This window comes from Nocardioides sp. S-1144 (assembly GCF_005954645.2).
Classification (GTDB): Bacteria; Actinomycetota; Actinomycetes; order Propionibacteriales; family Nocardioidaceae; genus Nocardioides; species Nocardioides dongxiaopingii.
On the sequence record NZ_CP040695.2, the window covers coordinates 3782475 to 3801665 of the forward strand.

Consider the following 19191-nt stretch of genomic DNA (forward strand, 5'->3'; position numbering starts at 1 on the left):
CAGGATGATTCGGAGAGTTCCGCACGGGCCATGCGTGACCAGTCGCACCCGGCGTGGGAGCCGGCCCGGGACGCAGACGAGGCCCCGCCGATCGGCGGGGCCTCGTCGCGAGTGGTCGGGTGACCAGCCGGGATCAGACCGGGCGAACGTTCTCGGCCTGCGGACCCTTGGGGCCCTGCGTGACGTCGAACTCGACCTTCTGGTTCTCGTCCAGGGACTTGTAGCCCTGGGTCTGGATCGCCGAGTAGTGCACGAAGACGTCGTCGCCGCCGTCCTCCTGCGCGATGAAGCCGAAGCCCTTCTCAGCGTTGAACCACTTCACGGTGCCCTGAGCCATTGCTCATTTCTCCTTCGTCGGGGCGAGAGCCGCCACTTCAGCGACCCACAACAGGTGCGGTGACACGTCGCTCCGACCCATGGGATGACACCACAAACCAGAAACGCCGTTGGATCACGTACTCCTTAGGCGTCAGACCAGCTGGAACTTCACCTGTTGCGCTGCTGAGACTACCAAGCACGGCCGCGCTGGAATCAACCCCTGGGCCCGAGTTTGTGGAACCGAACAGGTGAACGTCGCGTGACGGGCGTGTGACCTGGCCCACAGGTTCCTCGATCCCGCTCAACCACGCGGATCCCCCTCACCTCGGTGGACGACGGCAGGGACGTCGTGCTCCCCGGAGGGACGCCGTTCGGTAGCGTCAGCGCTGCCAGGGGCCCCTAGCTCAATTGGCAGAGCTGAGGACTTTTAATCCTTAGGTTGTGGGTTCGAGTCCCACGGGGCCTACCCATCGCGCCAGCCCGAGCCCGAGCCGCGCCCGAGCCGAGCCCGAGCCCGTCGACCCGGCGTCGGTAGGCTCGGTGGATGAGTGGCTCGAGCGACCCCGGCACCGACGTCCCCCGCGGAACCCGCGCGCTGGCGTGGGCGGTCCTCGTGGCCTCGGTCGTTCAGGTCGTCGCGCCGGTCGTGACCATCAACGGTCCGGGGAGCTCGCCGGGTGCCGGGTCCGGGCCCGACCTGCTCATCACCCCGCCCGGCTGGGCGTTCTCGATCTGGGGCGTCATCTACACCGCGGCGATCGTGCAGGCGGTCTGGGTGCTCGCGCGCGGGGCCCACCACGTCCCCCGGAGGCTCCAGGTCGACCAGGTGGTGCTCTACCTCGCCGCGGCCGTCTGGATCGTCGTCGCCGGCGCGGACAGCAGCCTCGGCACCGCCGCCGTCCTGCTGGTGATGCTCGTCGCCGCGGTCGACGGCGTCCTGACCGCTCGCGGACGGGTCGGCCCGACCTCGCTCGCGGTCGCGACCGGCGTGGCCAGCGGCCTGTTCGGCGGGTGGGTGACCGCCGCGTTCTTCCTCAACGTCTCCACCGCGCTCGTCGACAACACCGGGCTCGAGGCCGACCAGGTCGGGTGGCAGGCGGTCGTGCTGGTCGTCGCGTCCGTCTCGCTGGTCGCCGTCACCCTCCTGGCCCGCGGCGCCCCGGCCTACGCCGCCGCCGGGTGCTGGGCGCTCCTCGGCATCGCCGTCACCGGCGCCTCCGACGACACCCGCCCGGTCCTCGTGCTCGCGGTCGGCGCCGCCGTCGTCCTGGCTGCCGTGGCGCTCCTCTCGTGGTGGCGGGGCCGCACGGCCACGTCCGCCCCGGCGACCTGACGACCGCCTGACGCCGCCCGACAGGCGGCGGGTCAGGCGCGGCCGGGAGGCAGGGGCGACATCGCCCTCCACACCAGGTCGAGGCACCGTTCGGCGAAGGTGGGAGCCACCTCGCCCCGGCGCAGGAGCTCGCCGAGGTAGGCCCCGACCAGCAGGCTCACGGCGGCGTCGGCGTCGAGGTCGGCCCGGAGCTCGCCGGCGACGACGTCCTCGCGGACGAGCCGGACGAGCACCTCCGCGGACGGCGTCAGCACGCTGCGGAACAGGGCGGTGAAGTCGGGGTCGAGGTCCCCGACCACGGCCGCGAGCCCCCCGCGCCCCAGGACGTCGCCCATCTGGCGCCACGTCAGGTCCATCGCCCAGCGCAGCTTCTCACGCGGTGGGACGTCGGGCGGGTCCTCCGGCACGGCGACCGCCGCCCGCAGGGTCGCCTCGAGCAGCGCCTGCCGGTCGGCGAAGCGGCGGTAGATCGTCGTCTTCGCGACCCCGGAGGTGCTGGCGACCGACTCGACGGTCACGGCCAGCGGACCGCGCTCGCGCAGGAGGACCAGGACCGCGTCGTGGATGCGCCGGTCGCTGTCGGGGTCACGCGGCCGACCGGGTCGGGGACCGGAGGAGTTCATGAAGCCCTTCGCTCGGAACAACTACGCTACGCGTAGCGTTACGTAAGTACCTGTCGAGCCAAGGAGACCACATGACCAGCACCGACCACCTGATCGCACTCGTCGCCATGGCGATCGCGGTCACCACCATCCTGACCGTCGGCACCCTCGCCGCCGCCGACCTCATCCCCCGGCCGCGACGCCGGGGCCGGACGGGCGGGGAGCCGGGGGCCGCCGGACCGGGCGAGCCCGCCGCGCGCGAGTCCGCGACGTCCGAGGACGACGGCCACCTCCCCCACCCGCTGGCGCCGCTCGGCAGCGCCCTGCTCGCCGGGACCTGCCTCCGGGAGGGCCCCGGGGACGCGGGGAGCACGACCTCCCGCTGACGCCTCGAGCCCGCGGCCGCCGCCCGCGAGTCCGGCGCGGCGCCCGCCGCCGCTCAGCGCAGCGGGTCGAGCGGCCGCAGCAGGTCGGGCGTGCGGCCGGTCGTGATCTGCTCGGCCAGCAGCTGCCCGGTCAGGGGGCCGAGCGCGACCCCCCACATCCCGTGCCCGCCCGCGACGAAGACCCGGGACGAGACGGTGGCGCCGACCAGCGGCAGGCCGTCGGTCGTGCACGGACGCGAGCCGACCCACTCGTCCCACCGCGCGTCGAGGTCGACGCCCGGCAGGAACGGGCGCACGGCCTCGACGATGGCGCGGAGCCGGCGCTCGTCGAGCGGCTCGCCGGCGCGGCGGAACTCCATCATCCCGGCCACGCGCAGCAGGTCCGCGTCCCCGTCGGGCGCCTCGCCGCCGTCCACGGGCTCGTGGAGCGGCGTGCACGCCACCCGCTGGTGCGGGAAGTAGACGGGGTCGCGCGGCACGTCGGTCCCGGTGACGGTGAAGGAGTACCCGCGCCCCGGGTGCACCAGGCGCCTGACCCCGAACCCCCGGGCGAGTCCGCCGAGACCCGAGCCGGTGGCGAGGACCACGGCCTCGTGCCGGTGGCGTCGTCCGGTGTCGGTCACCACCCACGCGGCGTTCGGCTCGACGTCGACGTCGACGACGCGCTCGGGACGCTGCTCGCCGCCGGCCCCGCGCACCGCGTCTTCGAGCGAGGCGAGGAACTGCGGCGGGTGGAGGTAGCGCTGCCCGTGCAGCAGCACCGCGGCCCCGACCTCGTCGCTGACGGCCGGCTGCGCCTGACGCACCTGGGGTCCGGTCAGGTACTCGAAGTGCACCCGCTGGCCCGCCGCCTCGATCCGCGCCAGCTCCTCCAGCATCGAGGTCGCCTCCTGCGTGGTGCGGTAGCAGGCGAGGAACGGCCGCGCCGGGTGTGGCCGCGCCGTCGCGCCCGCGTCGGCCAGGTCGTCGAAGGCGCGCAGCGCCCGTCGGTTCAGCCCGGCGTAGGCCTGCATCGAGCTGCGCCACCGGCGGTCGGTGCAGTGGCGGGCGAACCCGGCCAGGAACCGCCACAGGGTCGGGTCGGGCCGGACGGGCACGTAGACCGGCGACGTCGGCCGGGTGATCGACCGGAGCCCGTAGCGCAGCACGGCGGGCTCGGGCAGCGGAGCGGTGAGGCCCGGCGTGAGCCACCCCGCGTTCCCCCACGAGGCCGGTCGGGCCTCCGGCTCGGCGTCGTAGACGGTGACCTCGACGCCCCTGGCCTGCAGGAACCACGCCGTGCTCAGGCCGACGACGCCCGACCCCACGACCGCGACGTCGCGCGGGCCCGTCCGGCCGGCTCCGGCCCGGTCGGCCGAGGGGCCGGTGGTGCGGGCCGTCGTCCCCGGGGTGCTCATCGGCCCGCACACCCGACGCACGTCGCCGACCACGGCCGGAACTCCAGCCGCTCGGGCGCGATCGGCCGACGGCACCGCAGGCAGGTGCCGAAGCCGTGGCCGTCGAGGCGGCGGCGCGCGGCGGCGATGTCGGCCAGGGTCTGCAGGAGGGCGGCCCGCTGGGCCGCGGCGACCTCGTCGCCGGGCGCGACGGACAGCGACGCCAGCTGGTCCTGCCGCGTGGCCGCCGCCTCGTCGAGCAGGAGGCGGAAGGCGGGACTGGGCAGCCTGGTCGGGGTGGGTTCGGTGGCGCTCATCGGGACCTCGGTTCGAGTCGGGGGTGGGTGGGGCGTGGGCGGTGGGTCAGAGGTCGAGGGCGCAGTAGACGCATCGCGGCGCCCACGGCTTCTCGCTCAACGTCGCCAGCGAGATCGGTCTCGCGCACTGCAGGCACCGGCCGTAGGTGCCGGCGACCAGGCGGGCACGGGCCTGCAGGGCCTGGCGGAAGACGCGGTCCACGTGGGCCCGCCGCTGGACGGTGCGGTGGCTGAGCCGCTCGGCCTCGGGCAGGGCCCGCAGCTGCGTCCCGGCGGACCGGATGACCTCGTCGAGGCGTCGCGGGAGGTCCACGGGCAGCGCCACCGTGTCGTCGAACCTGGGCCCCTCCCGCCGCGACAGCAGCGAGGCGGCGGGGTCGGTCGCACCGCCCCGGTCGACGTCGGCGCGGACGTCGGCGCAGGGGGACGGCGGCTGCACCGGGGTGGACCGGCGCGGCGGGCTCGCGGCGACGACGCGACGACGCGCGAGGGCGGTGGTCAGCTCGGAGATCCGGTCGAGGAAGGCACTCGCGTGGGCGAGCTCGAGGGGCATGGTGTCCTCCTGGGGCGCGAGCGGACGGCTCGACGACCCGGTGTCGGTGCGGGAAGGGGGTGGGGGCGCGCAGCCCTGGACCCGGCGACCCACGACGGAGCGAGGGGCGCGGGTCAGCGCGGGTCAGCGCGGGTCAGCGCGGGTCAGCGCGGGTCAGCGCGGGTCAGCGCGGGTCAGCGCGACGGGGTCGCGCCGGGGGTGGTCACCGACGACCGGACACACCACCCGGGCGTCGTGGTCGACGTCGCGGGGTGGCGGGCAGGTCAGGCTGCGGCCGGTGCGGCGAGGCGCTCCGGAGCGCGGTCGGGTGACCGGGTCAGGCGGGCGGGGCGCGGTCGACGCTGCGGCGCAGCACGTCGAGCCCGCGGATGCCGCGGGCGATCTCGCTCAGCTCGATGGCGAGGAGGGCGGCACCCGAGGGCACGTGCGACGGCTCTGCCGTCGACTGCCGTGCGGAGGAGGTGGGGGCCATGGCCGGACCATAGCACCGCGCGACGACGGGGTCCCGTTCGTCGCGCGGCCCCTCCCGACGAGCGCCCGCCTGGGTCCTCGACGGGTCGTGTGCGAGGGTTCGACCGTGAGGGAAGCGGTCTCGAGAACCCGTCGCGGGCGACCGGGACACGACCGGGCGGCGGTGCTGGCGGCGGCGATCGAGCTGTTCAACCGCCAGGGCTACGACGGCACCAGCATCGGCGACATCGCCGAGTCGCTGAACCTCACCAAGTCGGCGATCTACCACCACGTCGCCACCAAGGACCAGCTGCTCTCCGAGGCCCTCGACCTCGCCCTCGACGAGCTCGAGGCGACCGTGGCGGAGGCGACGGCGGCCGGCGGCTCCGCCTACGACCGGCTCCGCGGCGTCGTGCGGCGCAGCGTGGAGGTGCTCGTGGAGCACCAGTCGGCGGTGACCCTGCTGCTGCGGGTGCACGGCAACAGCGAGACCGAGCGCACGGCGCTGCGCCGACGCCGCGCGATCGACACCCAGCTCGCGGCGCTGGTCCGGCAGGCCACCGAGGAGGGCGCGCTGCGCCGCGACCTCGACCCCGACCTCGTCAGCCGGCTGATCTTCGGCATGGTGAACTCGCTCGTCGAGTGGTACCGCGCCAGCGGCCCGGTGCCGACCGACGAGGTCGCCGCGGCCGTCGCGGCGATCGCCTTCGAGGGCCTGGACGCCGCCCCCGACTGACCCGGCCGCCCCCGGCTGACCCCGGCCGCCCGGCTCAGCGCCGCGGCCGCCGGTCGACGATCCGCCGCATCTTGCCGAGCGAGCGCTCGACGGAGTCCGGCTCCACGACGTCGACGGCGACGCTCACCCCGATCGAGGCCTTGACCAGCCCCTTCAGCCGGACGCCGGCCTCCGCCGCCGCCCCGGGAGCCGCGTGCTCGCGCCGCTCGACGAGCACGGTGAGGCTGTCGAGGTTCCCCTCACGGTCCAGCACGCACTGGAAGTGCGGCGACAGCTCGGGCGTGCGCAGGATCAGCTCCTCGATCTGGGTGGGGAACAGGTTGACCCCGCGCAGGATGATCATGTCGTCGGTGCGGCCGGTGATCTTCTCCATCCGGCGCATCGTGCGCGCGGTGCCCGGCAGCAGCCGGGTGAGGTCGCGGGTGCGGTAGCGGATCACCGGCATCGCCTGCTTGGTGAGCGAGGTGAGGACCAGCTCGCCCTCCTCCCCGTCGGGCAGCACCTCGCCGGTGACCGGGTCGACGACCTCGGGGTAGAAGTGGTCCTCCCAGACGTGCAGCCCGTCCTTGGACTCGACGCACTCGCTGGCGACGCCGGGCCCGATCACCTCCGACAGGCCGTAGATGTCGACCGCGTGCATGTCGAGGCGCTCCTCCATCTCGCGTCGCATGTCGTTGGTCCACGGCTCGGCCCCGAAGATGCCGACCTTGAGCGACGTCGAGCGCGGGTCGATCCCCTGCCGCTCCATCTCGTCGACGACCGAGAGCATGTACGACGGGGTCACCATGATCAGGTCGGGCCGGAAGTCCTGGATCAGCTGGACCTGCCGCTCGGTCATCCCGCCGGAGACGGGGACGACGGTGCAGCCGAGCCGCTCGGCGCCGTAGTGCGCGCCCAGGCCGCCGGTGAACAGCCCGTACCCGTAGGCGTTGTGCAGCACGTGCCCGGCGCGGCCGCCGGCGGCGCGGATGCTGCGCGCGACCACGTCGGCCCACATGTCGACGTCGGCGCGGGTGTAGCCGACGACGGTCGGCTTGCCCGTCGTCCCGGACGACGCGTGCAGCCGCACGACCTGCTCGCGCGGCACGGCGAACATCCCGAACGGGTAGTTGTCGCGCAGGTCGGCCTTGGCCGTGAACGGCAGCCGCGCCAGGTGGCCCAGCTCCCGCACGTCGTCGGGGTGGACGCCGGCGGCGTCGAAGGACGCGCGGTAGTGGGGCACGTTGTCGTAGGCGTGCCGCACCGTCCGGAGCAGCCGCTCGGTCTGCAGCGCCCTCAGTTCGTCGACCGACGCGGTCTCGATCGCCTCGAGGTCGCCGGGGCGGGGGCTCAGGTCCTCCATGGTCACTCCTGTCCGCGAGCGGTTGCCAGGGCGCGGCTGCGTCCTCGCATCTCGGCGATCGGCACGCCGTCGGAGTCCCGGCGCACCGTGACGTCGTAGAGGCCGGACCGGCCCCGCAGCGCGGTCTCGCGCGCCCGGGCCACGAGCCGGTCGCCGAGCCGGCCGGCCTCGAGGAAGGTGATGTCGAAGCCCGACGCCACCGTCGTCCGGCCGCGGGAGTTGCAGGCCAGCGCGAAGGCGCTGTCGGCCAGGGTGGCCACGAGGCCGCCGTGCGCCAGCGCGTAGCCGTTGACCATGTCGGCGCGCACCGTCATCGCCACCTCGGCCCGTCCCTCGCCGAGGTCGAGCAGCTCCATCCCCAGGGCTCGGGACGCCGGGTCGCCGGCCCACATCGCCCGCGCCGTGTCGAGCGGGTCGGGCCCCGCGATCTCAGGCATCGAAGTCGACCGTGACGCGGTCGCCGACGGGGTAGGACTGGCAGGTCAGCACGAACCCGGCCTCGACCTCGGCGGCCTCCAGCGCGTAGTTGCGGCGCATGTCGACCTCGCCGTCGGTGACCCTGGCCCGGCACGTGCCGCACACGCCGCCCTTGCAGGCGAAGGGCAGGTCGGCGCGGGAGGCCTGGGCGGCGTCGAGCACCGTCTGGTCCTGGGGCATCGCGACGGTGGCCGAGAGCCCGTCGAGCACGACGGTCACCTCGGTGGTGGCGCCGTCGTGCACCGCCGTCTCGCGGCGGAGCTCCGGCGGCGGCTCGTCGACGTAGAAGAGCTCGGCGTGCACCCGGTCGGCGGGGACGCCGAGCTCGGCGAGCACGGCGCGGGCCTCGGTGATCATCGCGAACGGGCCGCAGAGCCAGACGTCGTCGAAGCGGTCGACCGGCAGCAGCACCTGCAGGATCCGGCGGAGCCGGTCGCCGTCGAGCCGTCCGGAGAAGAGCTCGGCGTCGCGGGGCTCCCGCGACAGCACGTGCACCACCTGCAGCCGCGGGCCGTGCTCGTTCTTGAGGTCGCCGAGCTCCTCGGCGAACATCACCGACGCGCTCGTGCGGTTGCCGTAGAGCAGCGCGACCTCGGCGTCGCCCTGGGCCAGCAGCGAGCTGGCGATCGACAGCATCGGGGTGATGCCTGAGCCCGCCGCGACGCACAGGTGCCGGCCGCCCGAGCGCGGGTCGGCGGTGAAGGTTCCGGTCGGCACCTGGACCTCGACCTCGTCGCCCGGGCGGACGTCGCGCACCAGCCACCGCGAGAAGAGGCCGTCCGGGATCTCCCGGACGCCGATGCGGGGCAGGGCCCCCGCCGGGGCGCAGATCGAGTAGGACCGGCGCTCCTCGCGGCCGCCGACCGTGCGTCGCAGGGTCAGGGACTGCCCGGGCGCGAAGGCGTAGGCGTCGGCGAGGTCGCCCGGGACGTCGAAGGTCACGGCCGCGGCGTCGTCGCACAGGGGCTCGACCGCCGCCACCCTCAGCGTGTGGAACGGCGCCGACCGGGAGGACCGGGCGGTCGGCGGCGCGGGGAGGACGGTCATCAGATCTCCTTGACGTGCTCGAACGGCTCCAGGCACCCGGCGCAGCGGTAGAGCGCCTTGCAGGCGGTGGCGCCGTACTCGGAGGTGAGCTCGGTGCGCACCGACCCGCAGCGAGGACAGGTCACGGCGCGGGCGGTCGGCAGCAGCGTGAGCGGGATCGGGCCGGCGCGCCTGGGCGCCGGTCCCGGTGCCGAGAGGCCGTGGTCGCGCAGCGCCTGGCGGCCGCGCTCGGTGATCCAGTCGCTGGACCAGGCCGGGGTCAGGGACACCTCCACGCGGGCGGCGTACCCGGCGTCGGCCAGCCGGTGGACGAGGTCGTCGCGCATCGTCGCCATCGCGGGGCACCCGGAGTAGGTCGGGGTGATGGTCACCACCACCGTGCGACCCCGCTCCTCGACGCCGCGCAGCACGCCGAGGTCGGCCAGCGTGAGCATCGGCATCTCCGGGTCGCGGACCTCGGCCGCGATCGCCGCCGCCCTCACCACTGGCCCACGGGGTGCTCGCGGGCGACCACCTGCATCTCGGCGAGCAGCAACGACAGGGCCTCGGTGTGCAGCCCGTGCCGCCCGGTGCGACCCCGGACGCCGGCGAGCGCGCCGCGCTCGGGACGCTCGACGTCGCTGGCGGTCAGCACCTGCGCGAGGACGGCGTCGACCTCCTCGCGCACCTCGGCCGGGTCGACGCCGACGCCGACCGCGGCGACGGCGGCCTCGACCGGGTGGGTCGCGAGCAGCTCGGGGTGGAGCGGCCAGACCTCGTCGAGCGCGGTGAGCAGCCGGCGCCGCGACTCCTCGGTGCCCTGCGCGAGGGTGAGGAACCAGCGTCCGGCGTAGTCGCGGTGGTAGGTGAGCTCCTTGACGCCCTTGACCGCGATCGCCGACAGCACCGGGTCGCGGCTCCCGGAGAGCCGGGTCAGGAGCGCGAGGCGGACCGTCGCGAACAGCAGCAGCCGCACGACCGTGTGCGCGAAGTCGCCGTTCGGCACCTCCACCAGCCGCACGTTGCGGTAGTCGCCGGGACCGCGGAAGAAGGCGAGGGCGTCCTCGGCCGGCACCGGTGACCCCGCGGGGAGCACCGGCACCACCGACGCGTCGGCGGCCGCGGCCCGCGCGAGGAGCAGCCGGGCCTGGCCGAGGAGGTCGAGCGCGGTGTTGGCCAGCGCGATGTCCTCCTCGAGGTCGGGCGCGCGGCTGCACCACTCGCCGAGCCGGTGCGACATCACCAGGGCGTCGTCGCCGAGCATCAGGCAGTACGTCGCGAGCGCGGCCGGGTCGACGTCGTCGGGCACGGTCGTGTCGACGCCCGCGAGCGGGTCCTCGAAGTCGGTGCCGAAGGCCCACTGCGAGGCGTCGCCGGCGACGTCGTGGTGCTCGAGCAGGCCGTCGTAGGCGCTCCCCTGCTGGTGGCCGGGGTCGGGTGAGGAGTGGTTCACGGGAGTCCGTTCGTCCGGGGGTGGCTCACATGTGCGGGACGTCGTCGGGGATGGCGTAGAAGGTCGGGTGGCGGTAGACCTTGTCGCCGCTCGGCGCGAACAGCGGGTCCTTCTCGTCGGGGCTCGACGCGGTGACCGCGTCGGCGCGCACCACCCAGATCGAGACCCCCTCGTTGCGCCGCGTGTAGACGTCGCGGGCGTGCCGGACGGCCATCTCGTCGTCGGCGGCGTGCAGCGAGCCGACGTGCACGTGGTTGAGGCCGCGCTTGCCGCGGACGAAGACCTCGTAGAGCGGCCACTCGCGCTCGGCGCTGTGCTCCTTCTTCGCCACCGGGACGCCGGCGAGCGGGACGGCGCCGTGGCCGCCCTCGGCCGTGAGGTCCTGCCCGCCGCTCACGCGGGGACCTCCGCGCCCGCGGGGCGCCGGCGGTCGGCGAAGGCCGTCGCGGCCTCGCGCACCCAGGCGCCGTCCTCGTGCGCGCGGCGCCGGTGGGCGAGCCGCTGGGTGTTGCACGGCCCGTTGCCCCGGACGACCTGCACGAACTCGTCCCAGTCGGGCTCGCCGAAGTCGTGGTGGCCGCGCTCGGCGTTCCAGCGCAGCGCGGGGTCGGGGAAGGTGACCCCGAGCGCCTCGGCCTGCGGCACGCTCATGTCGACGAAGCGCTGGCGCAGGTCGTCGTTGGTGTTGCGCTTCACGCCCCACGCCATCGACTGCGCGGTGTTCGGGGAGTCGGCGTCGGGCGGTCCGAACATCATCAGCGCCGGCCACCAGAACCGGTCGACCGACTCCTGCACCATCGCCCGCTGCTCGTCGGTGCCGCGCATCATCGTGCTGAGCAGCTCGTAGCCCTGGCGCTGGTGGAACGACTCCTCCTTGCAGATCCGGATCATCGCCCGGCCGTAGGGCCCGTAGGACGTGCGGCACAGCGGCACCTGGTTGCAGATGGCGGCGCCGTCGACGAGCCAGCCGATGGTGCCGACGTCGGCGTAGGACAGCGTCGGGTAGTTGAAGATCGAGGAGTACTTCTGCCGGCCCTCGACGAGCAGCTCGGTCAGCTCCTGGCGGGAGACGCCGAGCGTCTCAGCCGCGGAGTAGAGGTACAGCCCGTGCCCCGCCTCGTCCTGCACCTTGGCCAGCAGGATGGCCTTGCGGCGCAGCGACGGCGCGCGGGTGATCCACGCGCCCTCCGGCTGCATCCCGATGATCTCGGAGTGGGCGTGCTGGGCCACCTGGCGCACCAGGGTCTTGCGGTAGGCGTCCGGCATCCAGTCGCGCGGCTCGATGCGGTCGCTGCGGGCGATCGTGGCCTCGAACTGCGCCTCCAGGTCGACCAGGTCGGGCAGGTCGACCTCGGTGTCGGTCGTGGTCACGAGCGCTCCTTCTCCGGCGGGCTTTACTGACCGTACGGTCTGTAATACCTTGACACGCATCCACCGACCACGCAAGGGACGGAGTCACCTCGTGACCGCACTGCTCGAGAGCTACAGCGCCGGGCGCTGGTACGCCGCCACCGACGAGGGCCGGCCGGTCCTCGACGCGGTCACCGGCGAGGAGGTCGCCCGGATCAGCTCGACCGGCCTCGACCTCGGCGCGATGGTCGCGCACGCCCGCACGGTCGGCGCACCGGCACTGGCCGAGCTCACCTTCCACGAGCGGGCCGGGCTGCTCAAGGCGGTGGCCAAGCACCTCACCGGTCTCAAGGACGAGCTCCACGAGCTGTCGTTCCGCACCGGCGCGACCCGCCGCGACTCCGCCGTCGACATCGACGGCGGCATCGGCACGGTCTTCTCGATCGCCAGCAAGGCGACCCGCGAGCTGCCGAACGACACCATCCACCTCGACGGCGGCCTCGAGCGCCTCGGCCGCGAGGGCACCTTCCTCGGCCAGCACGTCTGGACCAGCCGGCCCGGCGTGGCGGTGCAAGTCAACGCGTTCAACTTCCCGGTCTGGGGCTTCCTGGAGAAGCTCGCCCCGGCGTTCCTCGCCGGCGCCCCGACGATCGTCAAGCCGGCCGCGCAGACGGCCTACCTCACCGAGCTCGTCGTCCGCCGCACGATCGAGTCCGGCCTGCTCCCCGACGGCACGCTCCAGCTGCTGGCCGGCAGCCCCGCCGGCCTGCTCGACGAGCTCGGCGTCCAGGACCGGGTCGCCTTCACCGGCTCGGCCCACACCGCCGGCCTGCTGCGCAACCACCCCAGCGTCCTGCACGGCGGCGTCGAGCTGACCGTGGAGGCCGACTCGCTGAACTGCTCGATCCTCGGCCCCGACGTCACCGAGGAGGACCCCGAGCTCGACCTGTTCGTCCGGTCCGTCGTCGCGGAGATGACCGTCAAGGCCGGCCAGAAGTGCACGGCGATCCGGCGGGTCCTGGTGCCCCGGGCGCTGGCCGCCACGGTGACCGAGGCGATCGCGGCCCGGCTGGCCACGGTGGTGGTGGGCGACCCCCGCTCCGACGCCGTCCGGATGGGGGCGCTGGTCAGCCTCGAGCAGCGCGAGGAGGTGCGCAAGGCCATCCAGTCGCTGCGGGCCTCCTCGGAGATCGTCTTCGGCGACCCCGACCACGTCGACGTCGTCGACGCGGACGCGGAGCGGGGCGCGTTCCTCTCCCCCGCGCTGCTGCGGGCCGCCGACGGCGCGGTCGAGCCGCACGACGTCGAGCCGTTCGGCCCGGTGAGCACGGTGGTGGCCTACGACGGCGTCGCGGACGCCGTCCGGCTGGCCGCGCGCGGCCGGGGCAGCCTGGTCGCCTCCGTCGTCACCCGCGACCCCGCGGTCGCCCGCTCCGTCGTCCTGGGCCTGGCCCCGTGGCACGGCCGCGTGCTGGTGCTCGACCGCGACGACGCCGCCGAGGCGGCCGCGGCGGGCGGGCACGGCTCGCCGCTGCCGGCCCTCGTGCACGGCGGCCCGGGCCGGGCCGGCGGCGGCGAGGAGCTCGGCGGCATCCGCGGCGTGCTGCACCACATGCAGCGCACCGCCGTCCAGGCCTCCCCCGAGATGCTCACCGCGATCACGGGCCGCTGGACCACCGGCTCCCGGCGCGCGGTCGGCGACGTCCACCCGTTCCGCAAGAGCCTCGCCGACCTCCGCGTGGGCGACGCGATCGCCTCCGCGCCGCGCCGGGTCACCCTCGCCGACATCGACCACTTCGCCGAGTTCACCGGCGACACGTTCTACGCCCACACCGACCCCGAGGCCGCGGCCGCGAACCCGCTGTTCGGTGGCATCGTGGCCCACGGCTACCTCGTGGTGTCGCTGGCCGCCGGGCTGTTCGTCGACCCCGACCCGGGACCGGTGCTGGCCAACTTCGGCGTCGACAGCCTCCGCTTCCTGACCCCGGTGAAGGCCGACGACACCATCGCGGTCACCCTCACCGTCAAGCAGATCACGCCGCGCACCAACGCCGACTACGGCGAGGTGCGCTGGGACGCCGTGGTGGCCAACGCGGGCGGCGAACCGGTCGCGACCTACGACGTCCTGACGCTGGTCGCCAAGGAGTGGCCCCCGACGCCGGCCTGACCGGTCGGGGTCACCGCCCCTGCGGCGTGCCGTCGACGTAGGCGACGACGCGGTTGAACAGCGACGTCATCTGGGTGACGTCGGCGGCGGCGGTGCTCCGCGGCCCGGCGAGCTCGGTGGTCAGCGCGCCGGCCCCGGGGACGCCGGCCTCGGCGGCCACCCGGGCGCAGACCCGGCTGGCCTCGCGCACGGCGGTCGGGTCGACGGTCCACACCGACTCGAAGACCCGGTCGCCGTCACGGACGTCGCCCTGGCCGGGCAGCTCCCACGCGGTCAGCGCGACGGGCAGGTCCTCCCCGTCGCAGACCACGGCCCACTCCCGGACCATCGGGTGGTGCGGCGCCAGCGGCACCGCCACGATCGGCGACCCACCGGGGTCGCCGTCGGGGAAGTCGGCGAAGACGTGCGTCGAGGTGTTGGTGCGGGCCAGGTCCGACCACCGTGTCTGCGCCGCGCGGTAGTGCTTCTCCTTCTGGAAGGCACCGAAGACGTGGGCCCGCTGCGAGTGCGAGCAGAACTCGTCCTCGATCGCCCAGGAGAGACCGAGCAGCGTCGACTTGCGCAGCCGTTGGGGCATCAGCCCCGGGTGCGTCTGGCGCAGCCGCGCGTAGACCGAGCCGTTGCCGGGCGGACCGGCCGCCGGCTCCGGGACGTCGTGCGTCGCGGCCCGGGCCAGGCGGATGGCGACGTCGAGCCGGATCCCCTCCTCGCGCCGCCGGACCACGTCGCGGACGGTGGCCACGTGCTGGGCGTCGTAGCGCCGGTGCCCGCTCGCGCGGCGGTGCGGCACCGGGAAACCGTGCCGGCTCTCCCACACCCGCAGCGTCGCGGCACTCACGCCGGTGCGCTCGGCCAGGTCGCCGATGCTCAGCGACGCGTCGTCAGACACGGGCGCCCGGGCGGAGTTCGACACCCCGTCCACCTCCTCGACCCGAGATCTCCACAGCTTGTGGAGGAGAGTGTGGAGGACGGGCGTGCGTCGTGTCCACGTCAGCCCACGAGCGCGGGCGTCGGGTCCGAGCCGAGACCACGGGAGAGGCCCCACAGGACGGCCTGCGTGCGCCGCTCGACGCCCATCTTGCGGTAGGCGCTGCGGATGTAGGTCTTGACCGAGTTGATGCTGAGCGAGAGGGCGTCGCCGATCTCGCGGTTGCTGAGCCCGGAGACGATGTGGCCCACGATCTCCCGCTCGCGGGCCGTCAGCCCGCCGTCGTCCTCGGTGGTCCGGCGCTCCGGGGTCGACGCCGCGGGGGCCACCACCTCGACCTGCGGGGCGGGGATGGTGATGGGCTCGAAGCGGCCAGCGGCGAGGCGCTCGACCGAGCGGACGATCTGGGCCGCCGACAGGGTCTTGGGCAGGTGCGGGTTAGGGGTGGCCGACGAGACCGCCTCCGGGCCCGCCCAGCTGAACACCGCCGCCTGGGCCCGGCTCATCGCCTGGAGGTCGCGCAGCAGGGCGCGCGACATGCTGGTCTGCCCGACGGGCTCGTAGAGCACGACGTCGATCGCCTCGGGCGCGGCGAGGGCCTCGCGGTTGTCGACCAGGGCCACCCGGTCGGCGTACGGCTCGAGGATGGTCCGCAGCCCGGCCGTGGCGAGGTCCGACTCGTCGACGAGCGTGATGCGCAGGGGCGATGCGTTCATGGGAGCCTCCAAAGACCTAAACGGGATGTCTAAGAATCTAGGGCAAACTGCAACGTCCTGTCTAGATCCTTCACCCACCCGGGTGAGACTTCAACACGGTGTCGAGGTTCACTGCTCGACGGTGCGCGACTGGTCGAAGATCGACGGCGGCAGGTCGAAGAGCGGCTCGCGCCCGAGCTCGGCGCGCGCGAGCGTCGTCAGGTGCGCCTCGTCGGGGCCGTCGAAGATCCGCATCGCCCGGTGCCAGCCGTACATCATCGCCAGCGGCGTCGAGTCGGTCACGCCGGCACCGCCGTGCAGCTGGATGGCCCGGTCGACGACCGACGTCACCGCGCGGGGCACCGCGACCTTGGCCGCCGCGATGAGGTGTCGGGCGGCCTTGTTGCCCTCGCTGTCGACGACGAAGGCCGCGTGGTGGCACAGGGCCCGGGCCTGCTCCAGCTCGATGCGCGACTCCGCGATCCGCTCGCGGACCGCCGACTGGTCGGAGAGCGGGCCACCGAAGGCGCGGCGCTCCTGGGCGCGGGAGACCATCATCGCGAGCGCGCGCTCGCCGGCACCCAGGGCGCGCATGACGTGGTGGATCCGGCCCGGGCCGAGCCGCGCCTGCGCGGCGGCGAACCCGCCACCCTCCTCGCCGAGGACGTTGGTCACCGGCACGCGGACGTCGCTCAGCTGGACCTCGCAGTGCCCGTGCTGGTCCTGCCGGCCGAAGACCGGCAGCGAGCGCTGGACGTCGACGCCGGGGGTGTCGACGGGCACGATCACCATCGACTGCTGGCGGTGGGTCTCGGCGTCCGGGTCGGTCTTGCCCATCACGATCAGCACGCGGCAGCGCGGGTCGGCGGCACCGGAGATCCACCACTTGCGCCCGTTGATGACGTACTCGTCGCCGTCGCGCACGATCCGCGTCTCGACGTTGGTGGCGTCGGAGGAGGCCACCCGCGGCTCGGTCATCGCGAACGCCGACCGGATCTCGCCGGCCAGCAGCGGCGCGAGCCACTCGGCCTGCTGGGCCTCGGTGCCGATGAGGTGCAGCAGCTCCATGTTGCCCGTGTCGGGCGCCTGGCAGTTGATCGCCTCCGGCGCGAGCTCGTTGCTCCACCCCGACAGCTCGGCGATCGGCGCGTACTCCAGCTGCGTCAGGCCGCTCTCCGAGGGCAGGAACAGGTTCCACAGGCCACGCTCGCGGGCCTTGGCCTTGAGGTCCTCGATGACCGGCGGAGCCGTGTGGTCGCCCTCCCCGGCCTGGTGCCGGTACGACTCGTAGGCCGCCTCGGCCGGGAAGACCTCCTCGCGCATGAACGCCAGCATCGCCTCGTGGTGGCGCACGGCGGCGTCGCTCGGGGCGGGGTAGGCGGGGTACATGCCGGACGGACCGAAGGTCATGGGTGCTCCTGGGGACGGGGGTGGACCGGACGTCGGCCAGTCTGGCACTGCCCCCCGAGAAATCCGAACGATCGTTCAGCGAACTGGGTGCGGCTCGCGCCCCGGGGCGGGCCCCAGGTCGACCCAGTAGCGGTGCTTGTCCTGGCGGGTGTCCTCCCGGACGCCGCCCGCCCGCTCGATCGTGCGCCGCGAGGCCTCGTTGTCGACGTCGCAGGTGAGCAGCGCGCGGTCGAGACCCAGTCCGCGCGCGTGCGCCAGCGCCAGCCCGAGGACCCGGCCGGCGTGCCCCCGGCCGCGGCGCGAGGGACGCACCGAGTAGCCGATGTGACCACCCAGCTCGAGCAGGAAGTCGTTGAGCCGGTGCCGCACGGCGACGAACCCCACCATCGGGTCCTCGGCCTCCCAGGGCTGCGGCTCGGCGTCGAGGACCCAGAAGTAGGTGCAGTGCACCCGGCCGTCGGGCAGGGCGGCAGCCGGGTCGGCGTGGCACCGGGCCTCGGCGACGAACGCCGCGCACCCGTCGCCGTCGAGCGCCGGCGGGCGGCCGGGGTGCACGCCCGAGCCGTGCGGGTACCCGGCCCCCGGCACGGCCGCGGCGAACTCGGCCAGCGTCGCCGCCCACGTGGTGCGCAGCCGGACGTCGGGCAGGGCGAGCGCGGTCATGCCCGATCCCACCAGGGCGCGAGGAGCGCCCTCAACCGGTTATCGGGCTCAGATCCGGCCGGCCGCCGTCTTCACGCCGCGCTTGCTCTCGTCGGTGAGGCGGACCTCCTCGAGGGCCCGCGCCTCGAGCTGCTCGCGGGTCTCGGTCGGGTGGACCTCCTCGGACTCCCCCGGCCGGGAGACCAGGTCGACCGCGCCGCGCTCGAGCCGCGCCAGGGCGGTGCGGGCGAAGATCTGCTGCTCGGTCGAGGTCCGCTCGGAGCGGCCGCGGCCCAGGAAGGAGACGAACCAGTGCATCACCGCGGAGAGCCGGTTCTTGAAGCCGGTGATGTAGACGAGGTGGACCGCCAGCCACATCAGCCAGGCGATGAAGCCCGTCAGTCGCACCTTGCCGATCGCCGCGACGGCGTTGAACCGGCTGATCGTGGCCATCGAGCCCTTGTCGAAGTACTTGAACGGGCCCTGCGACGGCTTGCCCTTGAGGCGGCCGTCGATCTCCTTGGCGGCGTACTTGGCGCCCTGGATCGCGACCTGCGCGACGCCCGGCAGGTTGTCGAGGGCGATCATGTCGCCGACGACGAAGACCTCGGGGTAGCCGGTGAGCGTGAGGTCGGGGTTCACCGCGATCCGGCCGGCCCGGTCGAGCGGCGTCCCGGTCTGCTCGGAGAGGACCTTGGCCAGCGGGGAGGCCTGGACGCCGGCGGCCCACACCTTGGTGACCGCGGCGATCGTCTCCTCGCGGCCGTCCTTGAACTTGACCGTGAGGCCGCGCTCGGAGACGTCGGTCACCATGGCGCCGAGCATCACCTCCACGCCCATCTTCTCGAGCTTCTCCTTGGTCCAGAGGCCGAGCTTGTGCCCGAACGGCGGCAGCACCTGGGGCGCGGCGTCGACGAGGAGCACGCGGGCGGTGCGGGTGTTGATCGAGCGGAAGTCGCGCTTGAGCGTGCGGTGCGCGAGCTCGGCGATCTGGCCGGCCATCTCGACGCCGGTGGGGCCCGCGCCCACGACGACGAAGGTGAGCAGGTGGTCGACGTCCTCGCCGCGGCTCGCGCCGAGCTCGGCCATCTCGAAGGCGCCGAAGATCCGCCCGCGCAGCTCGAGGGCGTCGTCGACGCTCTTCATGCCGGGGGCGAACTCGGCGAAGCGGTCGTTGCCGAAGTAGGACTGCCCGGCGCCGGCGGCGACGATCAGCGAGTCGTAGCCGAGCGTGATCGTGCGTCCGAGCACGTGGGAGGTGACGGTGCGGTCGTCGAGGTCGATGCCGGTGACCTCGCCGAGCAGCACCCGCGCGTTCTTCTGCCGCGCGAGGATCTCGCGGGTCGGCGGGGCGATCTCGCCCTCGGACAGGATGCCGGTGGCCACCTGGTACAGCAGCGGCTGGAAGAGGTGGTGGGTGGTCTTGGCCACCATCGTGATGTCGACGTCGGAGCGCTTGAGGGCCTTCGTGCCGAACAGGCCGCCGAACCCGGATCCGACGACCACCACACGGTGGACGCCACCGTGGTCGGTCGGCTGGGACTTGCTCGCACTGCTCGACATGGAGGGCTCCGTGATCGTGGTGGGGTGTCGTAGGAACAACCATTGTCCCGAACGACCCCTTCCCGCC

22 protein-coding genes and 1 tRNA gene are annotated in these 19191 nt (G+C 74.0%); 5 read left to right on the forward strand and 18 right to left on the reverse strand.

Annotated features, from left to right (window positions below):
• Positions 1 to 133: 133 nt before the first annotated feature.
• Complete coding sequence (locus FE634_RS17835) at positions 134 to 337, reverse strand: cold-shock protein (protein ID WP_056863399.1); 204 nt, start codon at positions 335 to 337, stop codon at positions 134 to 136.
• Positions 338 to 711: 374 nt separating this feature from the next.
• Here FE634_RS17835 and FE634_RS17840 point away from each other — a divergent pair.
• Positions 712 to 784 (forward strand) — tRNA-Lys (locus FE634_RS17840).
• A 78-nt stretch (positions 785 to 862) separates the two neighbouring features.
• Positions 863 to 1651, forward strand: a complete 789-nt coding sequence (locus FE634_RS17845; RefSeq protein WP_138876659.1) for an MFS transporter — start codon at positions 863 to 865, stop codon at positions 1649 to 1651.
• 32 nt (positions 1652 to 1683) lie between these two features.
• Here the strand turns inward: FE634_RS17845 and FE634_RS17850 are convergent, their stop codons facing one another.
• Positions 1684 to 2295, reverse strand: coding sequence for a TetR/AcrR family transcriptional regulator (locus FE634_RS17850; RefSeq protein WP_148240830.1), 612 nt, complete (start codon positions 2293 to 2295; stop codon positions 1684 to 1686).
• Positions 2296 to 2345: 50 nt separating this feature from the next.
• On the opposite strand from FE634_RS17850, the gene FE634_RS17855 reads away from it, so the two are divergent.
• Positions 2346 to 2639 carry a hypothetical protein gene (locus FE634_RS17855; RefSeq protein ID WP_138876661.1) on the forward strand — a complete coding sequence of 98 codons (294 nt, stop codon included), beginning with the start codon at positions 2346 to 2348 and terminating at the stop codon, positions 2637 to 2639.
• Between the two features lie 53 nt (positions 2640 to 2692).
• Here FE634_RS17855 and FE634_RS17860 read toward each other — a convergent pair whose 3' ends face one another.
• From FE634_RS17860 to FE634_RS21390, 4 genes are all read right to left on the reverse strand, one after another.
• The gene (locus FE634_RS17860; RefSeq protein WP_148240831.1) at positions 2693 to 4036 is read right to left on the reverse strand and encodes an NAD(P)/FAD-dependent oxidoreductase; all 1344 of its coding nucleotides are present in this window, start codon (positions 4034 to 4036) and stop codon (positions 2693 to 2695) included.
• Entirely contained in the window at positions 4033 to 4332 is a 300-nt protein-coding gene (locus tag FE634_RS17865; RefSeq protein ID WP_138876662.1) for a TraR/DksA family transcriptional regulator, read from the reverse strand. Before FE634_RS17865 ends, FE634_RS17860 begins: the two co-directional genes overlap by 4 nt.
• A gap of 46 nt (positions 4333 to 4378) precedes the next feature.
• Positions 4379 to 4885, reverse strand: coding sequence for a hypothetical protein (locus FE634_RS17870; RefSeq protein ID WP_138876663.1), 507 nt, complete (start codon positions 4883 to 4885; stop codon positions 4379 to 4381).
• Positions 4886 to 5201: 316 nt separating this feature from the next.
• Positions 5202 to 5357, reverse strand: coding sequence for a hypothetical protein (locus tag FE634_RS21390; protein WP_170981560.1), 156 nt, complete (start codon positions 5355 to 5357; stop codon positions 5202 to 5204).
• A 105-nt stretch (positions 5358 to 5462) separates the two neighbouring features.
• Between FE634_RS21390 and FE634_RS21395 the strand changes: the two genes are divergently transcribed.
• Positions 5463 to 6071 carry a TetR/AcrR family transcriptional regulator gene (locus FE634_RS21395; RefSeq protein WP_138876664.1) on the forward strand — a complete coding sequence of 203 codons (609 nt, stop codon included), beginning with the start codon at positions 5463 to 5465 and terminating at the stop codon, positions 6069 to 6071.
• A 34-nt stretch (positions 6072 to 6105) separates the two neighbouring features.
• Here FE634_RS21395 and paaK read toward each other — a convergent pair whose 3' ends face one another.
• The 7 genes from paaK to paaA are packed head-to-tail and all read right to left on the reverse strand — an operon-like array spanning position 6106 to position 11740.
• Positions 6106 to 7413, reverse strand: a complete 1308-nt coding sequence (gene paaK / locus FE634_RS17880; RefSeq protein WP_138876665.1) for a phenylacetate--CoA ligase PaaK — start codon at positions 7411 to 7413, stop codon at positions 6106 to 6108.
• 2 nt (positions 7414 to 7415) lie between these two features.
• Entirely contained in the window at positions 7416 to 7850 is a 435-nt protein-coding gene (gene paaI / locus FE634_RS17885; protein WP_138876666.1) for a hydroxyphenylacetyl-CoA thioesterase PaaI, read from the reverse strand.
• On the reverse strand, positions 7843 to 8937 hold the full coding sequence (gene paaE / locus FE634_RS17890; RefSeq protein WP_138876667.1) for a 1,2-phenylacetyl-CoA epoxidase subunit PaaE: 1095 nt from the start codon (positions 8935 to 8937) through the stop codon (positions 7843 to 7845). The genes paaI and paaE overlap by 8 nt, the downstream gene beginning before the upstream one ends.
• On the reverse strand, positions 8937 to 9419 hold the full coding sequence (paaD, locus tag FE634_RS17895) for a 1,2-phenylacetyl-CoA epoxidase subunit PaaD (RefSeq protein ID WP_222847612.1): 483 nt from the start codon (positions 9417 to 9419) through the stop codon (positions 8937 to 8939). Before paaD ends, paaE begins: the two co-directional genes overlap by 1 nt.
• Positions 9416 to 10369, reverse strand: a complete 954-nt coding sequence (gene paaC / locus FE634_RS17900) for a 1,2-phenylacetyl-CoA epoxidase subunit PaaC (protein ID WP_148240833.1) — start codon at positions 10367 to 10369, stop codon at positions 9416 to 9418. Before paaC ends, paaD begins: the two co-directional genes overlap by 4 nt.
• A gap of 25 nt (positions 10370 to 10394) precedes the next feature.
• Complete coding sequence (gene paaB, locus FE634_RS17905) at positions 10395 to 10766, reverse strand: 1,2-phenylacetyl-CoA epoxidase subunit PaaB (RefSeq protein WP_425464714.1); 372 nt, start codon at positions 10764 to 10766, stop codon at positions 10395 to 10397.
• The gene (gene paaA, locus FE634_RS17910) at positions 10763 to 11740 is read right to left on the reverse strand and encodes a 1,2-phenylacetyl-CoA epoxidase subunit PaaA (RefSeq protein ID WP_262347475.1); all 978 of its coding nucleotides are present in this window, start codon (positions 11738 to 11740) and stop codon (positions 10763 to 10765) included. The genes paaB and paaA overlap by 4 nt, the downstream gene beginning before the upstream one ends.
• 91 nt (positions 11741 to 11831) lie before the next feature.
• Between paaA and paaZ the strand changes: the two genes are divergently transcribed.
• Positions 11832 to 13886: a phenylacetic acid degradation bifunctional protein PaaZ gene (gene paaZ, locus FE634_RS17915; RefSeq protein WP_148240835.1), complete on the forward strand. Its 2055-nt coding sequence runs from the start codon at positions 11832 to 11834 to the stop codon at positions 13884 to 13886.
• A 10-nt stretch (positions 13887 to 13896) separates the two neighbouring features.
• On the opposite strand, the gene FE634_RS17920 is transcribed toward paaZ, so the two are convergent.
• The 5 genes from FE634_RS17920 to FE634_RS17940 form a co-directional block, all read right to left on the reverse strand.
• Complete coding sequence (locus FE634_RS17920; RefSeq protein WP_170981561.1) at positions 13897 to 14775, reverse strand: DICT sensory domain-containing protein; 879 nt, start codon at positions 14773 to 14775, stop codon at positions 13897 to 13899.
• Positions 14776 to 14876: 101 nt separating this feature from the next.
• Positions 14877 to 15530 (reverse strand): helix-turn-helix transcriptional regulator, encoded by a 654-nt coding sequence (locus FE634_RS17925; protein ID WP_138876671.1) that lies wholly within the window; start codon positions 15528 to 15530, stop codon positions 14877 to 14879.
• A gap of 108 nt (positions 15531 to 15638) precedes the next feature.
• A complete protein-coding gene (locus tag FE634_RS17930) occupies positions 15639 to 16919 on the reverse strand; it encodes an acyl-CoA dehydrogenase family protein (protein WP_262347476.1) in 1281 nt (426 codons plus the stop codon).
• Between the two features lie 75 nt (positions 16920 to 16994).
• Positions 16995 to 17582 carry a GNAT family N-acetyltransferase gene (locus FE634_RS17935; protein ID WP_138876672.1) on the reverse strand — a complete coding sequence of 196 codons (588 nt, stop codon included), beginning with the start codon at positions 17580 to 17582 and terminating at the stop codon, positions 16995 to 16997.
• 48 nt (positions 17583 to 17630) lie between these two features.
• Positions 17631 to 19124, reverse strand: a complete 1494-nt coding sequence (locus FE634_RS17940; protein ID WP_137293740.1) for an NAD(P)/FAD-dependent oxidoreductase — start codon at positions 19122 to 19124, stop codon at positions 17631 to 17633.
• Between the last annotated feature and the right edge of the window lie 67 nt (positions 19125 to 19191).